The sequence below is a fragment of the Paenibacillus sp. J31P190 genome (assembly GCF_059692075.1).
This window is the reverse complement of the sequence record NZ_JCAUAS010000003.1, coordinates 463344-483030: the sequence shown is the minus strand read 5'-3', so window position 1 is coordinate 483030 and position 19687 is coordinate 463344. Positions and strand designations below refer to the sequence as shown.

The window sequence follows — 19687 nt, the reverse complement described above, 5'->3', positions numbered from 1 at the left end:
AGGTAAAAAAGGAGGGACTACAGATGAGTCAGCCATTTTACTTTGAACCCATGCTCGAGAATCCAATGGCATTGGATCGCTTGGAATTAAGCTTCAGGTGGGGTTCTTATGGACTTCGAGTACTGCGCTGTCATCTGACTTCCTTTCCTGCAGGAATGATCATAGATTTCCATCAACATTCCGAGTATGAAATTCATTACATCCCCTATGGCAAAGGCAGGGTGATCCTGGAGGGCGTCACGCATCCCCTTCAAGAAGGCATGCTTTATGTAACGGCACCAGGCGTTAGTCATCGCCAAGAAGCGGATGAGCGGGAAGCGATGGGTGAACTATGTTTGCATGTGGATATCGTAAAGCTGGATCAAGGTGAAGATGAGCGAGGTTCTATGCCCGTCCCAGAAGCATGGGGTGAAGCTTGGGAGATTGCTGAGGCAGATGCATGCTTAAGGCAGCTGAGCGAGCTTCCTCATGTCCCTGCTTTAGACCGACAGGAAGCCATGAAGTGCTTTCTTATCGCTTATGAAGCTTGGAGAAGCAATCAGCTGGGGCAGTACACGATCATTAAGCAGTCTATTGTGCAAATGTTGTTAAGGACAGTAGGGGCCTATAAGGCGGACCAACAAGGTGTGAACCTGCCTGCACGTGATATGAAGAGCTATCGGTATCAGCTAGCTATTCAATTCATTGAGGATAACTTCCGTCGACCACTGACGCTTGAAGGAGTAGCTGAACGCTTACAGATCAGCTCAAGGCAGCTTCAGCGCATCTTCAAGGAGCAGGCGAACATCTCGTTCAGCGAATACTTGGAACAGGTGCGTTTGAAACATGTATGCAGCGAGCTGCTTCAAACCTCGTTGACCCTTGACAAAATTGCGGAAAGCAATGGTTTTGCTTCTAGTAATTATTTGCACTATGTCTTTAAGAAAGCGCATGGTGTCACTCCGAATCAATATCGTGATCAATTATTGAACCCTGTATAAATGAAAAAGGCTGTTCCCTCGTAGTTTGAACGATCTACGCAGGGAACAGCCTTATTTTTTTATTCGAACAGCTTCCGCAAGTTTTCCGTATAAGGAGCTTGTATAATGCCTTTTTCGGTAATAATAGCTGTCACATATTCGTTAGGTGTCACGTCGAAGGCTGGGTTGAACACTTTTACCCCTAGCGGAGCTGTGCGTTTACCGAAGCCTTGTGTAATCTCATCCTCATGACGCTCTTCAATGGGGATGTCTCCGCCCGTAGGCGTATTCAGATCGATCGTGGAGAGTGGGCTCGCCACGTAGAACGGTATGCCGTGCGCTTTCGCCAGTACGGCTACGCTGTAGGTGCCGATTTTGTTGGCGACGTCACCGTTAGCCGCTACACGGTCTGTTCCTACGATGACCGCCTGGATCCAGCCCTTCGACATGACCGCGCCGGCCATGTTGTCACAGATCAGCGTCACGTCAACGCCTGCTTGCTGCAGTTCAAAGGCGGTCAGCCGTGCGCCTTGCAGCACCGGCCGGGTCTCATCCGCGAACACTTTGATGTTCATGCCTTTTTCCTTGGCCAAGTAGAACGGCGCTAGCGCCGTGCCGTACTTGGCTGTCGCTAAGCCCCCGGCGTTGCAGTGCGTCAGCACGCCGAACCCATCCTCGAACAGCGTTAGTGCATGTTCGCCAATAAGGCGGTTCGTCTCCTCGTCCTCTGCTTGAATCTTCTGCGCTTCGTCGAGGAGAGCTTCCTTGAAGGCAGCAGGGCTTACGCCAGCTCCTGCCAAAGTCACAGCCTGCGCTCGCATGCGATCGAGCGCCCAGAACAAGTTCACGGCTGTCGGACGCGACGTCGCCAGGTAGTCCGCTTGCTTCTGGACTTCCGCCAGAAGCCCGGCGAGCGGAGCATCCACTTCACGGATGCCGAGGTATACCCCATACGCGGCGGCGATTCCTATCGCTGGTGCGCCGCGAACCTTCAAATGCCGGATGGCTTCCCACACCTCTATCGGTGTCTCCAGCGGCAAATACAGAATCTCTTCCGGCAGCAGCCGTTGATCGAGCAGATCAAGCTGCTGGCCATTCCAACGCAAGGATTGCAAGGCACCTTGGTTCTCATGGTTTTGCACTTCTAAATCTTTGTTGTTATTGTTCGTCATAGGACTAATCCTCTTTCTGCAGCAGATTCTTGGGTGGCGATGGCAATAAGCTCATCGATGGATTTCACTTGACGATGGGTACGAATGAATGAAGTGCCAATGGCTAACGCCAAGCGCTGTGCACGCTCTCTTGCAGCTGCATCTTCGATTTTATCAATATCAGCCACATGGGCAAGTCCAACAATACGGCGCACCATTTTGGCTCCGGCGAATCCGACGGTGTCTTGCAGCAGATTGGCTAAGAAGTAGTTTTGATAGCCAGGTGTTTGGAATACACGATCTACACCGTGCTCATCCCATAACACGCGGAAATTCGTTTCGAAATGGGTCCATACGTCCTTCACGGTTTGAAGTAAATACGCGCGGTAGGAAGCACGGCTCTCACTATCTTTACTCCAGCCCTCTTGAGCAGCGTAATTGAGGAGCAGATTTGCGAGTACAGCGCCAATATCGAAGCCCATCGGCCCGTAGTAAGCGAACTCAGGATCAATCACCTTCGTGGAATCAGGTTTGATAAAGATGCTTCCTGTGTGCAGATCGCCATGTAGAAGCGCTTGTGCACTCGTAAGGAATTTATTGCGAAGGATAGCTATCTCAAAGTGAAGCTCGCTGTCCGCCCAAAGCTGTTCTGCCGCATCGCGGATATGAGCTTCGATATTGTTCGTTTCTGCATCGCGATACGGATCATCGAAGATTAAGTCTTCTGTAATTTTGCAAAGCTCGGGGTTGATAAATCGACCCTGTTGGATTTTCTTTTCTTGTTGATTTTTGCCTAGATCCGATGTGAAAAATAACGTATTTGCTAGAAAGCGACCGACATGCTCAGCAAAGAGTGGGTACTGGTTACGTTCAATCAAACCTCTGCGCATAATGATATGGTCACTCAGATCCTCCATTACGGTAAGCGCCAAATCAGCATCGTAGGCATAAACGTGAGGTACGAGGTCTGGATTCAAGCCTTCTTCGATCAAGAGCGCTTCACTTTCAATTCGTGCGCGGTCCAGCGTTAACGGCCAGGATTCGCCGACAACTTTGGCATAAGGAAGGGCTTGTTTTAAAATAATACTTTTTCCTGTAGCTGTTTCGGATATGCGAAAAACAAGATTTAAGTTGCCGTCGCCGATTTCATGACTAGTTAAGTCTGAGTCCGGTTGAAACAGATTTGGAATTTGACGTGCGTATTCAATAGCTTGGGCTTCACTTAAAGGATGGTAAGTGGACATGTAGTAACCTCCTATGATTCATTGGGTTTAATTCCAACTAACTTACTATGTTTTAATCGTCTTTTCCTAGTATAAGACAAAATGTAGCTGCTTGAAATACTAACTTAGGAAATGTTGCACAAATTACATAAAATAAGTGCTTCTAACGTAAATTAACGTGTACATGAACAGAATAAACCGATTAATAAAAGATCAGGAGGCTTAATATGGTGACAACGTCCTTAACCCAATCTATCCAAGTTGTTCTGAATAAGCAAATTGCAAACTGGGGATTACTTTATGTCAAGCTGCACAACTTTCATTGGTATGTGAAAGGCAATCAGTTTTTCACACTGCATGTTAAATTTGAAGAGCTATACAATGAAGCTGCCCTGCATGTGGACGAGCTGGCTGAACGGTTGCTTTCTATCGGTGGTCAGCCGGCAGCTACGATGAAGGCTTTTTTGGAAGTATCGTCCCTAAAAGAGGCCTCAGGTACAGAAACCGCCACGAAAATGGTCGAAGCTGTTATAGAAGATTTCACGATCCTTACGCAAGAATTGAAAGCAGGTATGCAGGCTTGTGAAGAAGTTCAAGATGACACCACGTCCGATATGCTTCTAGCCATTCAAACTTCATTAGAAAAGCACCGCTGGATGTTGCAGTCGTTCCTAGGCTAGTCCAAGTTTACAAAATCTTTAACCAGAACAAACATGTACTTGATGAAACTTGGCTATACTTGGAGCAAAACAGTTCTGGAGGATGTCATTGTGATGAAAATCCTGAATCTGCTGCTTGTTGTGGCTGCTTGCTTCTTCTTGCTCCTGATCGCTTTCGATGCAGATGTTCCTAGCGCGACTGCTGATCCTAATCCCATGAAACAAAATCAAGATCAGTTTGCGCGCATGCAACCAACATATTACGCTGAAACTTCGAAATAAAAGAGAGTAAAGGGATGGCCCAGTTTAGTAGGGCCATCCCTTTTTTACGTTGCGTTCAGTTATATGGAGCGACATTGAACGCTCCAATCTTCGGTTTTCGTGTAATGAAAACTTTTGGTACCCACATCGGAAAATGATGTTTTGTACACTGCCGAGTCGCAAAACGAAATTTGGAGGCTCCCATCGTTTTGGACTAATAAAACGAAATGATTTGCAAAACGCAAACCTACCGATGATCTGTCCCCAGGTTTACTATCCCGCTCTAATGGTGATGGAAAAAGGCAATAGGCATAACCCAAAAATTCTTTATTAGGGTCATTCAGCTTTCGAGAGGGCTAATAGTGCTTACCATGTTGTATTTTCTACAACAATTCACACACCTAAAGGCTATTTTGCAACTTGAAGTTGCAGTTTGTACAACATTTTGAGCCCGTTTGTAACGAAATGGCCTGTATAGGACCAAATTGTTGTACATGATGCAACAACGAAGGAAGAGAGGCGAGATTTAGGCAGTAATTGTTGCACTTTCTACAACATCCTTCAATCAAACAAATGGATTCATTCATCGAACAACTTCAATTAAGCATAGATGACGATTGACACCGATGTAAGATACCTCAATCTAAGGTGACATTGGTTGAATGATTTGACAGTCTCTATCGTCAAACAGGAGTTTCTAGTTTTAGCCACACGTTATGTCACATTGTTTTGCTTCTTGATATTCCTTATAATAAATAAGATTAATGAGGAGAACGAGGTGTTTGCGTCATGGGGAAACCAAAGGCTCTGAAAGAATGGGCATCGGCTGTTAAAGCGTTGGAAGATGGAACGCAAATTTTTATTATGCGCAAGGGAGGAATTGTTGAGGAAACAAAAGATTTTCAAGTGGAATCTGCTGATTTCTTTCTCTATCCGACGTATGAACATCAGAGAAAAGAATTATTGAAGGAAGATTATCGCGGGGTTATCGATGAATCCCTCAACGGCTGGAGTGCAGAGGATACACACGTAACGATTAGCAGCTATGCTCGAATGGTAGAAGATATTGAGGTTAGTGATCAAGAGCAGTTGAATAAACTGTATCCTTATCACATGTGGACCGAAAATTTCACGGAAGAAAGATTAAAGTGGAAACGTAAGAATCCGCTTCATATCATGCTGTTAAGGGTATATACATTGGTACAACCTTTGCAGATTCCGATCGAACAAGCCTATATAGGCTGCAAATCATGGATTGAGCTTGGGGCTGCTATCCCGGAAGAGTCTTCCTTGGTTCCAGTCTTGAGTAATGAGGAGTTTGCTGCGAGGGTTGCTGAAATTAAGCGCACTTTGGCATAATTAAAAGGTAGCATTTTCAGAAAATGACCAGCTTTTTCATGCAAATGCCCTTTCTTGATTTAGCATAGTAAGTTATAATAGAATTATTCTAATGAGAATCAATGATAATCATTTGAAATGATTGTCGTTTATCTTGTACATTCAAACACATTATGGAGGCTTAAGAAATGGCGAATTCATCAACATTTACAATAGACGGTCTAAAAGCGAACGTCGAAGGGAAGGAAATTTTGAAGGGTCTTAGCCTGGAAATCAAAGGCGGCGAAATTCATGCCATCATGGGACCAAACGGTACAGGTAAAAGTACATTGGCTTCTGCATTGATGGGTCACCCGAAATATGAAGTAACCGAGGGCTCTGTAACATTAGACGGTGAAGATGTTCTAGAAATGGCTGTTGACGAGAGAGCACGCGCTGGTTTGTTCCTAGCTATGCAATATCCAAGCGAAATCACGGGTGTAACGAACGCTGACTTCTTGCGCAGCGCAATGAACGTTCGTCGCGGTGAAGGCAACGAAATTTCGTTGATCAAGTTCATTCGCCAAATGGAAGCGAAGATGAAGCAGCTGGAAATGAATCCAGAGTTCATGCACCGTTACCTGAACGAAGGCTTCTCCGGTGGTGAGAAGAAACGTAACGAGATTCTACAAATGCTTTTGCTTGAGCCAAAGTTTGTCATCCTAGATGAAATTGACTCCGGACTCGATATCGACGCATTGCGCATCGTAGCTGAAGGTGTTAATGCTATGCGCAGCGAAGAGCGCGGCTTCTTGATCATTACGCATTACCAACGTTTGCTGAACTACGTTAAACCTGATTTTGTACATGTTATGATGCAAGGTCGTATCGTGAAATCCGGTGGTCCTGAGCTTGCAGAGCGTCTGGAAGCGGAAGGTTACGATTGGATCAAAGAAGAGCTCGGTATCGTGGATGAAACGGTTGGTCAAGATACGGAAGAATTCAAAGTTCCAATGAACACGCCAGGACCGAAGTACTAAAGGAGGAGAGACTTTGGTCTTCGACCCAAGGTCCCAGAAAGGAGAGACTTTGATCTTCGATCAAAGATCCCTATAAATGGAGGAAATCATGAGCATTCAAACAACACTTTCCATAGATACTAATGCTGTCATCGAGCTCTCCCGCAGCAAACAAGAGCCGGAGTGGGTGACTGCCCTTCGTACAGAAGGGTTAGCGTTAGCGAATTCTTTGGAATTACCTGCACTAGAAAAGACTAGAATTGACCGTTGGAGCATCTCCTCCTATGGTTCATATAAAACGCAAGCTCCTTTGACATCCCTCGATGCTTTACCCGAAGTTGCCAAAGGATTAGCCAATTCCGACAACTTGATCGTACAACGCAACTCCGGTATCGTGTTCAACCAAGTATCGGCGGAATTGAAACAGCAAGGCGTTATTTTCACCGATTTGGAAACAGCAATTCGCGATCATGAGGAGCTTGTAAAGCCTTATTTCATGAAAGCTGTAGAATCAAATGAAAATCAATTAACAGCTTTGCACGCGGCTCTATGGAACGGTGGTATTTTCCTCTATGTTCCGAAAAACGTTCGTGTGGACCTTCCACTTCAAGCGTTATTTGTAACCGATGATGCCGAAGCTACATTTACGCCGCATGTCTTGATTGTTGCTGAACAGTTTAGTTCAGTTACTTATGTAGATAATTTTGTATCTTCCGTATCAGGTGTTCCAATGGTACAAAACGGAATCGTTGAAGTATTCGTGAAACCAGGTGCGCGCGTTAATTATGCATCCGTTCATAACTTGGAAGAATCGGTTACGGACTTGACATACCGCCGTGCGATCATCGATAACGATGCAAGCATTCAGTGGGTAGTTGGTGAAATGAACTACGGTAACACGCTCTCTGATACAACATCGATTCTCAAAGGCAAAGGTTCCGACTCCGATGCAAAAGTGATCTGTGTAGGAACTCAGGAGCAGAAGTTGAACCTGACAACACGAGCTGTTCATTGGGGCAAAGCTTCGACAAGCGACATGATTACTCGTGCCGTTATGAGAGATAGCTCAACAGCGATCATCAATGGGATTACGAAGATCGAAAAAGGCGCACAAGGCTGTAACGGTCAACAAACAGAAAAAGTGTTGATGCTTAGCCCGAAAGCACGCGGCGACGCGAATCCGATTCTTCTTATTGATGAGGACGATGTAAAAGCCGGTCACGCAGCGAGCGTTGGTCAAGTGAATGCGGAGCAAGTACACTACTTGATGTCTCGCGGGATTACGAAGGAAGAAGCTCAGCGCTTAATTATTTACGGATTCTTGGCGCCAGTCGTTTCCGAAATTCCAATTAAGAGCGTTGAAGAACAGCTGCAAAGCTTAGTGGAGAGGAAGCTGGGACAATGAATACCTCGGAGATACGTGAACTTTTTCCCATTCTGAAGCAAGAAGTGAATGGTCATCCGCTGGTGTACTTGGACAGTGCTGCAACTTCCCAGAAGCCTATTCAGGTGATTGAAGCACTGAAGCGCTACTATGAGTGGGACAATGCGAACGTTCACCGCGGGGTTCATACCCTAGGTTCCCGTGCAACGGATGCATACGAAGGAGCTAGAGCCAAGGTGGCTAAGTTCATTGGTGCATCCAGTGAGCAGGAAATCATTTTCACTAGAGGAACGACAACGGCAATCAATATTGTAGCAAGCAGTTATGCGAAATCTGTATTGCGTGAAGGCGATGAAATCGTCCTTACACCGATGGAGCATCACAGCAACCTGATTCCTTGGCAGCAAGCTGCTAAGGCAACAGGAGCTACTTTAAAATATATTCCTTTACAGCCTGATGGTTCGATTTCGCTTACAGATGTTGAAAACACCATAACCGATCGTACGAAAATCGTTTCGGTTGTGTATGTTTCGAACGTTCTGGGTGTCGTTAATCCGATCAAAGAAATCGCCCGAATCGCCCATAAACATGGCGCGAAGATGATGGTCGATGGCGCACAAAGCACACCACATATGAAGGTGGATGTACAAGATTTGGATTGCGACTTCTATGCGCTTTCTGGTCATAAAATGTGTGGTCCCACCGGAATCGGGGCATTGTATGGGAAGAAGGCATTGCTAGAAAATATGGAGCCTGTCGAGTTTGGCGGCGAAATGATTGATCATGTGGATCTCTATGAGTCCACTTGGAAGGAACTGCCTTGGAAGTTTGAAGGTGGAACACCAATCATCGCTGGAGCAGTAGGTCTTGGCGCGGCTATTGATTTTCTACAAGAAGTCGGTATGGACAATATTTATAAACATGATATTCAGCTCACGAACTATGCGATGGAGCGTATGGCTCAGATCGAAGATCTGACTATCTATGGTCCTACAGCTAATCGTGCAGGACTCGTTACGTTCAATCTAGGTGATGTTCATCCTCATGATGTGGCAACCGTCCTGGATGCGGAGGGAGTTGCTGTACGCGCTGGTCACCATTGTACTCAGCCTTTAATGAGATGGCTTGAAGTAAGTTCCACGGCTCGTGCTAGCTTTTATCTGTACAATACAGAAGCAGATATTGACCGTCTTGTGATGGCCTTACTAAAAACAAAGGAGTACTTCGGCCATGCAATTGGATGATTTATACCGTAGAGTGATTATGGATCACTATAAAACACCGCGCAACCGTGGGAAGTTTGAGTCAGGCGAAGCCGTTACGATTGATCTGAATAACCCAACATGCGGTGATAAAATCTCGCTGCAAATGCAGGTTGAAAATGGAATCGTGAAAATGGCTAAGTTCACAGGCGAAGGCTGCTCGATTAGCTTATCATCCGCATCGATGATGACGGATGCTGTCAAAGGTAAGACAATCGAAGAGGCGCTGAAGATGGCCGATAATTTTTCTGGCTTGATGAAGGGCGAACCTGTCGAATTTGAATATGAAGATATTGAGGCGTTATCTGGGGTAAATAAATTCCCAGCACGCATTAAATGTGCAACCCTGGCATGGAACGCACTTCGCAAAGGGATTGAGCATTCTCAAAAAACCGATAACTAACGCAAAAGCGATGCATAGATTAGAAAGCTGTTTTTGCTGCACAAAAATTCTAAGGAGGAATTAACCATGGCTAAACAAATGCCAGATCTCGAGGATTACAAATATGGTTTTAGAGATGAGCATAAATCGATTTTTCAATCGGGTAAAGGCTTAACTCGTGAAATCGTTGAAGAAATCTCCAGAATTAAAGGCGAACCTGAGTGGATGCTAGAGTTTCGTTTGAAATCCCTGGAGCAATTTTTCAAAATGCCAATGCCACGTTGGGGCGGAAACATGGATGATCTGGACTTCGATGATATCCAGTACTATGTACGACCGTCCGAGAAGCAAGGTAAAACGTGGGAAGAAGTTCCTACAGAAATTAAAGAAACATTCGACAAACTCGGTATTCCTGAAGCGGAACAAAAATTCTTAGCTGGTGTATCGGCTCAGTATGAATCTGAAGTTGTTTACCACAGCATGCAAAAGGAACTAGAAGACCAAGGCGTTATCTTTACAGATACGGATACGGCTCTTCGTGAATATCCAGAACTGTTTAGACAATATTTCGGAACCATTATTCCTCCGAGCGACAATAAATTCGCTGCGTTGAATAGTGCGGTATGGTCCGGTGGTTCCTTCATTTACGTCCCTAAAGGCGTAAAATGTGAAGTTCCATTGCAGGCTTACTTCCGTATTAACTCCGAGAACATGGGACAATTCGAGCGTACTTTGATCATTACCGATGAGGAAAGCTTCGTACACTACGTAGAGGGCTGTACAGCTCCTATTTACAGCACAAACTCCCTTCATAGTGCGGTAGTTGAAATCGTATGTCTCAAGAACTCCCGTGCACGTTACACAACGATTCAAAACTGGGCACCGAACATCTACAACCTCGTTACCAAACGTGCAGTTGCAGAAGAAGGCGCTACAATGGAATGGGTCGATGGTAACATTGGTTCCAAGCTTACGATGAAGTACCCAGCTGTTGTGCTGAAAGGCCGCGGCGCAAAAGGGATGGTTCTTTCCATCGCTGTAGCTGGTAAAGGGCAGCACCAAGATGCTGGCGCGAAAATGACCCATCTGGCGCCTGACACAACTTCAACGATCGTATCCAAATCGATCTCCAAACACGGTGGTAAAGTAACATACCGTGGTCTGGCTTCCTTCGGACGCAACTCCCAAGGTTCCAAAGCGAACATCAAATGTGATACCTTGATTCTCGATAACGAGTCAACATCAGATACGATCCCTTATAACGAAATCATGAACGACAACATTACGCTTGAGCATGAAGCAACAGTATCCAAAGTATCTGAGGACCAATTGTTCTACCTCATGAGCCGCGGACTTACTGAGGCTGAAGCGACGCAAATGATCGTTATGGGCTTCATCGAGCCGTTCACGAAAGAACTTCCAATGGAATATGCCGTTGAAATGAATCGTCTCATTAAATTTGAGATGGAAGGTTCTATCGGTTAATCGATATGTACAACTAAAAGCGTGCCCGAGTTTCTCGGGCACGCTTTTTTAATTAATTGAATACTTGTCTAGCAAATAAGTCTCTCTGATTAAGTGTTAATACGTTTACGATTTTGTGTTGCTAGAGTCAGAATTGCAACATAGAAAGGTTGTAGGTTGAATTTTTTTCCGAACTCAAATTTATAGGAAGTCGTTACAGCATTGTTGGCTTTGTAATAAGGAGAAGTAATGTAATAGATCGTTAATTCACTATCATCGAAGCCTGTGCCGCCCGTTTCCATCGTGACATCATAGATGGAGTCAAGATCAATGGAAGCTATCCTTGTTTTTTTGCCAGTAACACCTTGATGGTCAATAAGAATGATTCTTTCGTCCGTCACGATAAATGTATCGCGGACTAACTTAAAGCCTGTTGTCACCTTTTCGCTGGGCATGAGATAGATGCCATACTGCTTTGTGAGCTCATCAACGGAAACCTCTGAAAAATTGCCTAAAAGTCCATTCAAAAAACCTGCCATCTCGATCACTCCTTTTCAATATATTCCAATATTCGACAAATAGAATGGGATTACCTTCTTCTCTCCCTCCCTCCGTATGAAATCGTATAGCTAGCTTACGGTCTAATCTCGAAGTTTCCAAGATGATCCAAGCCGTTCAATGGCCTTTTATGCATATTTGTAAGCCAGTTGTCTCACTCTATAGAGGATAATTATGTGTCCCTAAAGGAGAATAGAAGCGATGTGGAAAAAGCTGAAAGTAGCAGCAATTGGTAGCATAGTAGTCATGATGGCAACTACAACCGCTTGTGGGAGGGGAAATGTCAGCCCCAATAATGCAGCACCAACGCAGAATCCTACCGCACAGTCAGGAACAGGCAATATGCAGTCTCAAAGTTTGTCACAAGCAGGACAAGGAACGAAATTAGGTAATGATGATGCTGTTGTACCCATTAAAGTGATTAACAATGTAAATTATGTAGCTGCACGTGAACTCATCCAAACCCTAAAGTTCCAGTCAAACTGGGAAGCAGGCAATCAGAAGCTGTTAATTGGCGATAATGACGCAAACTACGAAGTGACCATGAATTCGACGAAAGCCATGAAGGATGGTTCAGAAATCCAAGTTAGCCAGCCCTTTATCAAGGAGGGGGATTCTGCCTATTTGCCAGTCTCCGCTTTGGCTGATTTGTTTCAAGAAGATATGTCCTATGAAGTGCAGAATGGGCAATTGTTGATTCATGCTGCTCCGGTTGCTCCAATTGAGCGGGAAGATGACACCGACCCCCGTGCTAACACAGCGGAGCTTGAATTTGGCGATGATCCAACGGATCCTTTCAAAGGGGAAGGTACGGGAGCTAACCCGGCATCTATGCCGCAAGATGAGGGTGATCTTGAGGTGTGGGCATCCACGAATCATGAAGAAGTAATTCCAGTTCTTAAGAACATTGATATTAATGCAATGATTAACAAAGGCAAGCAATATTTAGGTGTGAAATATCTATTCGGTTCAGGACCTTATCCGCAAACAGGAAAATTTGATTGCTCGACGTTTACTCAATATGTATTTGGAAAATATGGTGTAAAGTTACCTAGGCTTGCCCGTCAACAAGCGGCGCAAGGACAATTGGTTAGCCGAAAATCCTTACGCAAAGGTGATTTGATGTTTTTCTATGTACCAGGTCGATTCAAAACCAACAGAACAATTGGACATGTTGGTATTTATATAGGCAACATGCAAATGCTTCATGCTTCACCTAAACCAAAGGATGGTGTTCAGATTACTAATATCAATAAAGCGTATTGGAAATCAACGTTTCTAAGAGCAAAACGCTTCGCATATTAATCCGTTAAAGTCTATCCTTAGGGATAGACTTCTTTTATTTTTCACTTAATTGAAACAAAAGGTCTGTTCGTGCGTTTTATCTAGTATACAGATTTGGATGGAGGAAGATGAATCGATGAATATTACACTTTTTGAAAAATTGGTGGACGGACAACTTCAAAAAATTGGTGAACGCCCTTGGGATGAGCAGCTCATTCATGCCTTAAATGTAGCTAACTTTGTTCTTATTGGCGGTAAGGAATATGAAATGATTGAAGGGAGATTGAACTTAGATCTTAATGTTTTTGAACTTCTGCTGGTTACGGTAGGCTCAGAAGGGGGAGGGAACAGGCAGTGAAACGACCGCTTAAAGTACTTTCAACTTCTATAGGCATCATGCTCGTTAGTCATATGCTGCTGCTACCTGCGCATGCTGTAGAGTCTCCTAATCCAAGTGCTGCTGGAGCCGGATCATCTAAGCTGGTTGAATGGTCAACAGAAGACGTCAAAGCTTATTATGACCCTTCGGTTGACTGGAGTTTGCCCGTGCCCGTGTTATCGGATAATAAAGCGACGTCGCCTTCTCCTTCACCTACGCCTGCAGCAGGGGGGAGCTCAACGGGCTCAGGAGGAAGTACGACCCCAATCATTGTGAACCAAGTAACCGGTGGCGGTGGTTTTGGTTGGGATGATCTATTACTGTACCATTTGATCTTTAATACGGTAAGTCCTTACTCATCGAGTAGTTGGGGAAGCAATCACCGTTCCTATCATTACCGCTCAAATACACCCTATGTGACGAAAACCTATCAACCGAATTCGTTCTCGAATCGATCCACAACGAAGACGCCAACAACCTCAAGTGGAACAGGCTCGTTTACAACCAATAAGTCATCGTCAAACAGTACGAGCGGCGGAACAACATCAAGCTCCAAATCGACCTCAACCTCTTCCGGTAGTATTGGCGGTAAATCGAGTGGTTTCAGCTCTTCGTCAAGCTCCAGTTCAGGAGGTTAACTTCTGTGATATACGAAGTCATAGGGATGCCATCTGCCGAAAGAGATCATAGGGTGCAGCAGCTGGCGGACCTTGGATTTACATGGGCAGATATGGAAGAGGAAGCGTACTGGATTGACCAACTTGTGGTCATGGAGCGACATGCCTACGAAGAGCTTATCCATGCGGCTGGAGCTTTGTGGCGCGTGTTTGATAAGACCGTTCGTTATGTGAAAGGGAAAAGGGAGTTATATGAGCTCTTGTCTATTCCTGAAGTGCTGTGGGATGGGTTAGATCGGCTCGAACCGGGTGCCGCGGGCTTCATTAGTCGATATGCAAGATTTGATTTTACCGTGAATCAGCTAGGTGAAATTAAGCTTTTAGAGCTGAATGCAGATACACCTACAGGCTACGTAGAAGCAGCGATCGCTACACCCTGGTTATGTGATCAAATGGGAATAGAATCACCAAACCGTGCTATGAAAGAACTCATACGCTCAGCGTGGGAGATCGAAGCGCCTGACTTTGCTGCCTGCATCGCATATGGAAAGCATGTTGAAGATACAGGAACCATTGATGCACTTGTAGCACATAGCGGAAGAAGGGTAACCTGTGTCGATTGTTTGGATTTATGGATTGACGAAGGCGTCGTTAAGGTCGGAGAGAACCAAATCATCAGCAAAATGTTTGCACTATATCCGAAGGAATGGATGGGCATTGATGATGGTGGAGAGGCCTTCTCTTATGCGATTGAAGAACAATTCATACAACTTTTCAATCCATTACATGCGGTCGTCTTGCAGTCAAAAGGCTTGCAAGCCATCATATGGGGTTTGCATGAGGAAGGCGCAGAATTGTTCACCTCAGATGAGCATGAGGCAATAAGGACCTATATGCTGCCTACTTATATGACGCCTGATCTTACAGGTGATTACGTGTCCAAATCCATGTTCGGTAGAGAAGGCGGCTCGGTTGAGTTGTATAACGCGCAGGGTGAATTAGAGGTCAAAGATGAAGTTGGCTTTGACACGAGTGTGTTTTTCAAGCGTGTTTATCAGCAGCGAGCTGATTTGCCTGAGCTATCTTTTGCTCACGGAAAAAAACATTTATTAACAGGTCTCTTTGTCCTAAATGGAACACCTTGCGGGCTATTAGGGAGAGCAGGCGGGATGATTACAGGAAATGCGAGTCAATTTGTAGCGATAGGAGTGAAAACACCTTGAAACAAGGACGATTTTGGCTAATGGCCGCGGGCCTCATTGTATGCATCCTAATCATTTGGGGCATTAGCAGTGCTTTTCATAAGAAGCCAGCTGTTCTGAGTAAGGCGACGGTGGGAAGTCCAGCAAGCACAAGTGATAGGAGTGGTGAAGTGCCGTGGGATTATCAAGTACAGCAGGCGAAAGTAGGGGATTTATTGGACGGGGATATGGTCCTGCTGCCGAGTAATGAACGGATTTCGAATGATCAGAATTTTGCTACAGGGGACCAAGTATGGGTGCTGAGCTATATGCAGGCAACAATGAAAACGAATGATCAAGGGAAGAACGATGTAACACTTTCGCAATGGAAGCCTATTAAGACGTTCAAAACGAAAGAAGAAGCTGAAAAAGATGCAGGGGAGTTAAAAATAGAAATAAAGACGGATGTAAAATTAGTAGGGGTTTACAAAACGGAGCTGGATGGCAAATTCCGCTATTTCGCGGTAGCTGATCTACCAACAGGACAGAAAGTGAAGCAGCCCATTCCTGAGGAGCGCTATGTAAACTTTAAAAACAAGAAGGAAGTACAGGTTATTCTAGAGGAAGTACACGATTACAGCAATTTTGATCAATCCATGGCGAAATTTCGGGGGTGGGCAGAATGATTGTTTTGGATATTGTAATTAGTTTATTTGTGATTGTCCTGCTGCAATTCGCAGGTATGTATGTGTTTAGTTTAATGACGCCCTACCGCGATATGGAGGAAATAAACAATGGCAATGTAGCCGTCGGCATCACCATGGGTGGTAAATTTGTAGCTACGGCGATAGTATTAGGTATCTCTGCTTATACAAATTCATCGATTTGGCATATGAGCTTATGGTTCGCGGTAGGGTATGTATGTTTGGTTGCTACGTATTGGATCTTTGATTGGCTTACACCTGGTGTGAAGCTATCTGATCAACTAAAGCAAGGAAATGTAGCGGTTGGCACGCTGCTAGCTGCCGTCTATATTGGAATCGCAATTGCAGTCAGCAGTCTTATCATTTAATTAGATCGCGATTTTCGTAATTTCCACGTCGCCAAGCTGTGATAGATCCAAGAATTGATTATTAATGTTAATGAGCGGTCGGAAGAAATCAGTTGGATTTGTCATAACAATCGTACCGACGCGTCCGTCACTGAGGGATACTTTCTTACCAATAAAATTAGGAATCATGTTGCGGATGAATACTTGCGTTATTTTCGGATCAAGCTGGCCAAAACTCATGCGGTGCAGTTCCTTCAGAACGATCAGTAGATCACGTTTTTGCTGATAAACCCGGTTGCAGATCATAGCACTATAAACGTCTGCAACCGAAATAATAAGCGAGTACGAATGGATTTCCGTACTCTTTTTGCGTAAAGGATAGCCTGTACCATCCATACGTTCATGGTGCTCTAGAGCAACGAGAGCAAGGGTATTGTCATTTAAGGATTTTTTGATGATTTCATAGCCATATATCGTATGCTTCTGAATTTCATTGTACTCATCGTTGGTTAGCTTTGCGGGTTTATGTAGAATGTCCGAATGGATCTTGCTTTTGCCAATATCGTGGAGATAGCCTGCTTTTCCAATATGAAGGGCTTCTTTCTCACTTTTATTCATCCACTTGGCAATATAGTAGGATAACATACCTACTTGAACACTGTGTTGATAGGTATAATCATCTTTGCTGTTCAAAGAAATCAACAGCGAAACAACGTCTTTCTCCTCCTGAAAGCTTTCTATCATCGGATTGAAAGCGGATTCTATAAGTTCATTATGAATAGATTCCCCGTTTTCGACGGCAGCAAATAAATCTTTTATACCGGTGATTGCATCGTTAAAAGTGTGTAATTGCGTGCTATTTGCTTGTCGGACTGTAGGCTCTTCAAGCACATTTACGGCTTCATTCCCTCTAGGGTGTATATCTACATATTCTACATTGTGGCGATTGAGCATCAAAATATCTCCGCTATCAACGACAGTACCTGATGAAAGAAGATGAAGTCCTACCATATTGTAGGAATCAGAACTAAGTTTATCACCAACAATAAGTTGAAGCACATGTATACGCATAGAAGCTCCTCTCCTAGTCCTATAATCCGTAGGTATATAGTTATACTACATCCCAATATATCGGCTGTAAAGACTTTTAGCCTGAATTAAATCTTCTGTTCCTTGGATGAGAACACGGCCATCTGGAAAGATGATCATGTGCAAATCAGGGGCTGCTTGGAACTTTAGAAGGAATCGATTTCTCTCTACGGGACCAAGTGGTTTTAATCGTTCTTCCCAATATTCAAGCGGTTTATCGGAAGGAGTTACTGGATGAATCTGGACGGAATTACGGCCGCATAAGGATTGAATCGTATCACTTTCCACTCCGACGTCTAAGTAATCGTACTTCTTCATTGCACAGGCGGGACAGTCTGATTTAAGCGCACCTGCTACACTAATTGCTGAATTCTGATTGAACCATAAGTCCCATTGCTGCATTCTAAGATTAAGATGTTCGTTCGCGCCAACAAGTAATTTAAGAGCTTCCGTTGCTTGAAAGGAAGCTACAACATGAATGATTCCGCCAATAACACCAGCGGTATCGCAGGTTTCAGTCGTACCTGCGGCGGGGGCTTGTGTAAAAAGGCAGCGAAGGCATGGAGTTTGTCCTGGAATGATCGTCAAAGAGACTCCTCTAGAGGCAACCGCACCGCCATAAATCCAAGGAATCCCTAGTTTGATACTCACATCGTTAATCAGGAAGCGAACCGAGAAGTTATCGGTTCCATCTAGAATTAAATCTACATCGCTTAACAGCTGTTCAGCATTCAAGGAATTCAGATCGGTTACATGAGGCTCAATCGTTACCTGTGAATTCACGAGTTGTAACCGTTTAGCTGCTGCAATCGCTTTGGGTGTGGTGGAAGCTGCATCCTCTTCATCGTATAGCATTTGCCGTTGTAAGTTGCTAGTATCGACAAAGTCTCGATCAATCAGTCGTACGTAACCGACCCCTGCGCGAACCATATGGTTGGCAAGAACGGTGCCTAGAGCACCCATGCCTACGATAGCTACTCGACTTCCTCCAAGATTGCGTTGTCCTTCTTTGCCAATGGGGGAAAATAGAACTTGTCTGGAATAGCGCGCGTCAACGTCATCAATAAGATCTATATGTAAATGTGTGTCCAATTGTAGTCATCTCCAGTCTGGTTTATTCGAATTGTGGCGTTTGGAGCGGGTTCCAGGGACCTGTTTGGCTGCCTTTCCACTCCGAACCATCTTCCCAAATTTCTTTTTTCCAAATGGGTACGATTTGTTTCAGGCGTTCAATCGCATATCGACTCGCTTCATAGCAATGGACACGATGCGGGGATGAAACGGCAATTACGACGCTAGCTTCGGCAATAGCGACCTTGCCCAAACGGTGTGTAATCGCACAAAGTGTGCCTGGCCACTGATTTTCTATCTCTTCACCGATGGTTTCCATGGTCTTGAGTGCCATCGGTATGTAAGCTTCATATTCCAAAAGGACGGTCCGCTGCCCATAGGTCATCTCTCTTGTTGTCCCTATAAAGGCAAGCGAAGCTCCATGATTAGGGTGATTGACTTTAGAAGCTACCACATTTGGATCAATCCTATCGTAGGTGATTTCATACTTAGATGGTTGACCGCCTGACACAGGGGGAATCAGTGCAATTTCATCTGCAGCTGTGACGATTTCCTGATCTCCGGCATAGGCTTGATTTTTAGCAAAAAAACAGGTAGCAAGTTGAGTGGAAGCCGCCGGATAAGCTGTAGCGATCTGCTGTTTGAGCTGCTCAATAGAAATGGAGTCTTGTTGGATATCTATTATTAGGACGGAAGTCCCGAATAGGTCTACCAAACCTGCAAAGAGTTGGATGTGTATGTTCACGGCTCTGCTCCTAATGACTTAGTAGTTGGAATCCTTTACAGCATATCATATTTTGACCTGAAAATGGTATAATGGGTAAAGCATTTGGATGACAAATGGCGCTTAAGGATGAAAGGGGAAATGTATTCATGCAAGAAAATTTGCGCATACAATTGTCAGACCTACATATAAAAAATGAAGCATTCACGATATCCGAGATGGTTGATCTAGCAGAGCAAAAGGTAGCGCTTCAGGAGCGTGTGCCGAATATGCAGGGAGACGCATTTGATTTGAAATCATGGTATCGGAGCTGGAAGATCAGTCGTAATGGGGCGCATGCTGAAGAACCTACGCATTTGAAGGTGGAGGCAGTAGACGAATTTGAAGCTCTAATGCCTTGGTCACAATTAGATTCCGCTTTATTTCTATATGCTCAAGATGGACAGGCGCTCAAGAAAGGTTATCCGATTCGTCTTTATGTGCCAGATGGCAGCAGTGAATGTCTCAATGTCAAAAGTGTTATCAAAGTGTGGTTTCTTCATGATCAGGCGCTCGGGGAAGAAGCGACTTTCGGCTTCAAAAACAGAGTGGCGCTTGATGAGCTAAAATTCAAGAAATGAGAGGAGATTCTGCTGCATAAGATTAGACATGC

The 19687-nt window shown here is 44.6% G+C and carries 22 protein-coding genes; 16 read left to right on the top strand and 6 right to left on the bottom strand.

What is annotated here, in order from left to right:
* The first annotated feature begins 23 nt into the window (after window positions 1-23).
* Complete coding sequence (locus tag AC58U0_RS09295) at window positions 24-980, top strand: AraC family transcriptional regulator (protein WP_497378728.1); 957 nt, start codon at window positions 24-26, stop codon at window positions 978-980.
* 59 nt (window positions 981-1039) lie between these two features.
* Here the strand turns inward: AC58U0_RS09295 and mtnA are convergent, their stop codons facing one another.
* Entirely contained in the window at window positions 1040-2131 is a 1092-nt protein-coding gene (gene mtnA / locus AC58U0_RS09290; protein WP_497378727.1) for an S-methyl-5-thioribose-1-phosphate isomerase, read from the bottom strand.
* A complete protein-coding gene (gene mtnK / locus AC58U0_RS09285; RefSeq protein ID WP_497378725.1) occupies window positions 2128-3354 on the bottom strand; it encodes an S-methyl-5-thioribose kinase in 1227 nt (408 codons plus the stop codon). Before mtnK ends, mtnA begins: the two co-directional genes overlap by 4 nt.
* A gap of 206 nt (window positions 3355-3560) precedes the next feature.
* Here mtnK and AC58U0_RS09280 point away from each other — a divergent pair, with 206 nt between their 5' ends.
* The 8 genes from AC58U0_RS09280 to sufB all read left to right on the top strand — a co-directional run bounded on the left by AC58U0_RS09280 (window position 3561) and on the right by sufB (window position 11102).
* A complete protein-coding gene (locus tag AC58U0_RS09280) occupies window positions 3561-4013 on the top strand; it encodes a Dps family protein (protein WP_497378723.1) in 453 nt (150 codons plus the stop codon).
* Window positions 4014-4106: 93 nt separating this feature from the next.
* Entirely contained in the window at window positions 4107-4274 is a 168-nt protein-coding gene (locus AC58U0_RS09275; RefSeq protein ID WP_497378722.1) for a hypothetical protein, read from the top strand.
* 768 nt (window positions 4275-5042) lie between these two features.
* Window positions 5043-5612 carry a DUF1802 family protein gene (locus AC58U0_RS09270; protein WP_497378721.1) on the top strand — a complete coding sequence of 190 codons (570 nt, stop codon included), beginning with the start codon at window positions 5043-5045 and terminating at the stop codon, window positions 5610-5612.
* 167 nt (window positions 5613-5779) lie between these two features.
* The gene (gene sufC / locus AC58U0_RS09265; RefSeq protein ID WP_056834503.1) at window positions 5780-6610 is read left to right on the top strand and encodes a Fe-S cluster assembly ATPase SufC; all 831 of its coding nucleotides are present in this window, start codon (window positions 5780-5782) and stop codon (window positions 6608-6610) included.
* Between the two features lie 88 nt (window positions 6611-6698).
* Window positions 6699-7994 carry a Fe-S cluster assembly protein SufD gene (gene sufD / locus AC58U0_RS09260; RefSeq protein ID WP_497378720.1) on the top strand — a complete coding sequence of 432 codons (1296 nt, stop codon included), beginning with the start codon at window positions 6699-6701 and terminating at the stop codon, window positions 7992-7994.
* Window positions 7991-9217 carry a cysteine desulfurase gene (locus AC58U0_RS09255; RefSeq protein ID WP_497378719.1) on the top strand — a complete coding sequence of 409 codons (1227 nt, stop codon included), beginning with the start codon at window positions 7991-7993 and terminating at the stop codon, window positions 9215-9217. The genes sufD and AC58U0_RS09255 overlap by 4 nt, the downstream gene beginning before the upstream one ends.
* Window positions 9204-9638 (top strand): Fe-S cluster assembly sulfur transfer protein SufU, encoded by a 435-nt coding sequence (gene sufU / locus AC58U0_RS09250; RefSeq protein WP_497378717.1) that lies wholly within the window; start codon window positions 9204-9206, stop codon window positions 9636-9638. The genes AC58U0_RS09255 and sufU overlap by 14 nt, the downstream gene beginning before the upstream one ends.
* Before the next feature lie 66 nt (window positions 9639-9704).
* Window positions 9705-11102 carry a Fe-S cluster assembly protein SufB gene (sufB, locus tag AC58U0_RS09245; RefSeq protein WP_056834494.1) on the top strand — a complete coding sequence of 466 codons (1398 nt, stop codon included), beginning with the start codon at window positions 9705-9707 and terminating at the stop codon, window positions 11100-11102.
* Between the two features lie 89 nt (window positions 11103-11191).
* Here the strand turns inward: sufB and AC58U0_RS09240 are convergent, their stop codons facing one another.
* A complete protein-coding gene (locus AC58U0_RS09240) occupies window positions 11192-11620 on the bottom strand; it encodes a PH domain-containing protein (RefSeq protein ID WP_497378716.1) in 429 nt (142 codons plus the stop codon).
* Window positions 11621-11840: 220 nt separating this feature from the next.
* Here AC58U0_RS09240 and AC58U0_RS09235 point away from each other — a divergent pair, with 220 nt between their 5' ends.
* The 6 genes from AC58U0_RS09235 to AC58U0_RS09210 all read left to right on the top strand — a co-directional run bounded on the left by AC58U0_RS09235 (window position 11841) and on the right by AC58U0_RS09210 (window position 16172).
* Window positions 11841-12944: a C40 family peptidase gene (locus AC58U0_RS09235; protein WP_497378715.1), complete on the top strand. Its 1104-nt coding sequence runs from the start codon at window positions 11841-11843 to the stop codon at window positions 12942-12944.
* 115 nt (window positions 12945-13059) lie between these two features.
* On the top strand, window positions 13060-13281 hold the full coding sequence (locus AC58U0_RS09230) for a hypothetical protein (RefSeq protein ID WP_497378714.1): 222 nt from the start codon (window positions 13060-13062) through the stop codon (window positions 13279-13281).
* Complete coding sequence (locus tag AC58U0_RS09225; RefSeq protein WP_497378712.1) at window positions 13278-13940, top strand: hypothetical protein; 663 nt, start codon at window positions 13278-13280, stop codon at window positions 13938-13940. The genes AC58U0_RS09230 and AC58U0_RS09225 overlap by 4 nt, the downstream gene beginning before the upstream one ends.
* A gap of 26 nt (window positions 13941-13966) precedes the next feature.
* On the top strand, window positions 13967-15142 hold the full coding sequence (locus AC58U0_RS09220) for a glutathionylspermidine synthase family protein (RefSeq protein WP_497378849.1): 1176 nt from the start codon (window positions 13967-13969) through the stop codon (window positions 15140-15142).
* The gene (locus AC58U0_RS09215) at window positions 15139-15786 is read left to right on the top strand and encodes a signal peptide protein (protein WP_497378710.1); all 648 of its coding nucleotides are present in this window, start codon (window positions 15139-15141) and stop codon (window positions 15784-15786) included. Before AC58U0_RS09220 ends, AC58U0_RS09215 begins: the two co-directional genes overlap by 4 nt.
* Entirely contained in the window at window positions 15783-16172 is a 390-nt protein-coding gene (locus tag AC58U0_RS09210) for a DUF350 domain-containing protein (RefSeq protein ID WP_057307230.1), read from the top strand. The genes AC58U0_RS09215 and AC58U0_RS09210 overlap by 4 nt, the downstream gene beginning before the upstream one ends.
* Here the strand turns inward: AC58U0_RS09210 and AC58U0_RS09205 are convergent, their stop codons facing one another.
* From AC58U0_RS09205 to AC58U0_RS09195, 3 genes are read right to left on the bottom strand one after another with little or no spacing between them, the layout of a single operon-like run.
* The gene (locus tag AC58U0_RS09205; protein WP_497378708.1) at window positions 16173-17222 is read right to left on the bottom strand and encodes an HD-GYP domain-containing protein; all 1050 of its coding nucleotides are present in this window, start codon (window positions 17220-17222) and stop codon (window positions 16173-16175) included.
* Between the two features lie 45 nt (window positions 17223-17267).
* On the bottom strand, window positions 17268-18332 hold the full coding sequence (locus AC58U0_RS09200; protein WP_497378707.1) for a ThiF family adenylyltransferase: 1065 nt from the start codon (window positions 18330-18332) through the stop codon (window positions 17268-17270).
* Window positions 18333-18354: 22 nt separating this feature from the next.
* Window positions 18355-19056, bottom strand: coding sequence for a molybdenum cofactor biosynthesis protein MoaE (locus tag AC58U0_RS09195; RefSeq protein ID WP_497378706.1), 702 nt, complete (start codon window positions 19054-19056; stop codon window positions 18355-18357).
* A gap of 128 nt (window positions 19057-19184) precedes the next feature.
* On the opposite strand from AC58U0_RS09195, the gene AC58U0_RS09190 reads away from it, so the two are divergent.
* Window positions 19185-19655, top strand: coding sequence for a hypothetical protein (locus AC58U0_RS09190; RefSeq protein ID WP_497378704.1), 471 nt, complete (start codon window positions 19185-19187; stop codon window positions 19653-19655).
* Window positions 19656-19687 lie beyond the last annotated feature (32 nt).

Bases quoted from the DNA above. Each gene is read 5' to 3' on its own strand.
- AC58U0_RS09210 (WP_057307230.1), top strand. From the start codon at position 15,783: ATGATTGTTTTGGATATTGTAATTAGTTTATTTGTGATTGTCCTGCTG.
- mtnK (WP_497378725.1), bottom strand. From the start codon at position 3,354: ATGTCCACTTACCATCCTTTAAGTGAAGCCCAAGCTATTGAATACGCA.
- AC58U0_RS09255 (WP_497378719.1), top strand. From the start codon at position 7,991: ATGAATACCTCGGAGATACGTGAACTTTTTCCCATTCTGAAGCAAGAA.
- AC58U0_RS09220 (WP_497378849.1), top strand. From the start codon at position 13,967: ATGCCATCTGCCGAAAGAGATCATAGGGTGCAGCAGCTGGCGGACCTT.
- AC58U0_RS09275 (WP_497378722.1), top strand. From the start codon at position 4,107: ATGAAAATCCTGAATCTGCTGCTTGTTGTGGCTGCTTGCTTCTTCTTG.
- AC58U0_RS09280 (WP_497378723.1), top strand. From the start codon at position 3,561: ATGGTGACAACGTCCTTAACCCAATCTATCCAAGTTGTTCTGAATAAG.
- AC58U0_RS09295 (WP_497378728.1), top strand. From the start codon at position 24: ATGAGTCAGCCATTTTACTTTGAACCCATGCTCGAGAATCCAATGGCA.
- mtnA (WP_497378727.1), bottom strand. From the start codon at position 2,131: ATGACGAACAATAACAACAAAGATTTAGAAGTGCAAAACCATGAGAAC.
- AC58U0_RS09235 (WP_497378715.1), top strand. From the start codon at position 11,841: ATGTGGAAAAAGCTGAAAGTAGCAGCAATTGGTAGCATAGTAGTCATG.
- AC58U0_RS09240 (WP_497378716.1), bottom strand. From the start codon at position 11,620: ATGGCAGGTTTTTTGAATGGACTTTTAGGCAATTTTTCAGAGGTTTCC.
- AC58U0_RS09230 (WP_497378714.1), top strand. From the start codon at position 13,060: ATGAATATTACACTTTTTGAAAAATTGGTGGACGGACAACTTCAAAAA.
- AC58U0_RS09205 (WP_497378708.1), bottom strand. From the start codon at position 17,222: ATGCGTATACATGTGCTTCAACTTATTGTTGGTGATAAACTTAGTTCT.
- sufD (WP_497378720.1), top strand. From the start codon at position 6,699: ATGAGCATTCAAACAACACTTTCCATAGATACTAATGCTGTCATCGAG.
- AC58U0_RS09270 (WP_497378721.1), top strand. From the start codon at position 5,043: ATGGGGAAACCAAAGGCTCTGAAAGAATGGGCATCGGCTGTTAAAGCG.
- sufC (WP_056834503.1), top strand. From the start codon at position 5,780: ATGGCGAATTCATCAACATTTACAATAGACGGTCTAAAAGCGAACGTC.
- sufU (WP_497378717.1), top strand. From the start codon at position 9,204: ATGCAATTGGATGATTTATACCGTAGAGTGATTATGGATCACTATAAA.
- sufB (WP_056834494.1), top strand. From the start codon at position 9,705: ATGGCTAAACAAATGCCAGATCTCGAGGATTACAAATATGGTTTTAGA.
- AC58U0_RS09190 (WP_497378704.1), top strand. From the start codon at position 19,185: ATGCAAGAAAATTTGCGCATACAATTGTCAGACCTACATATAAAAAAT.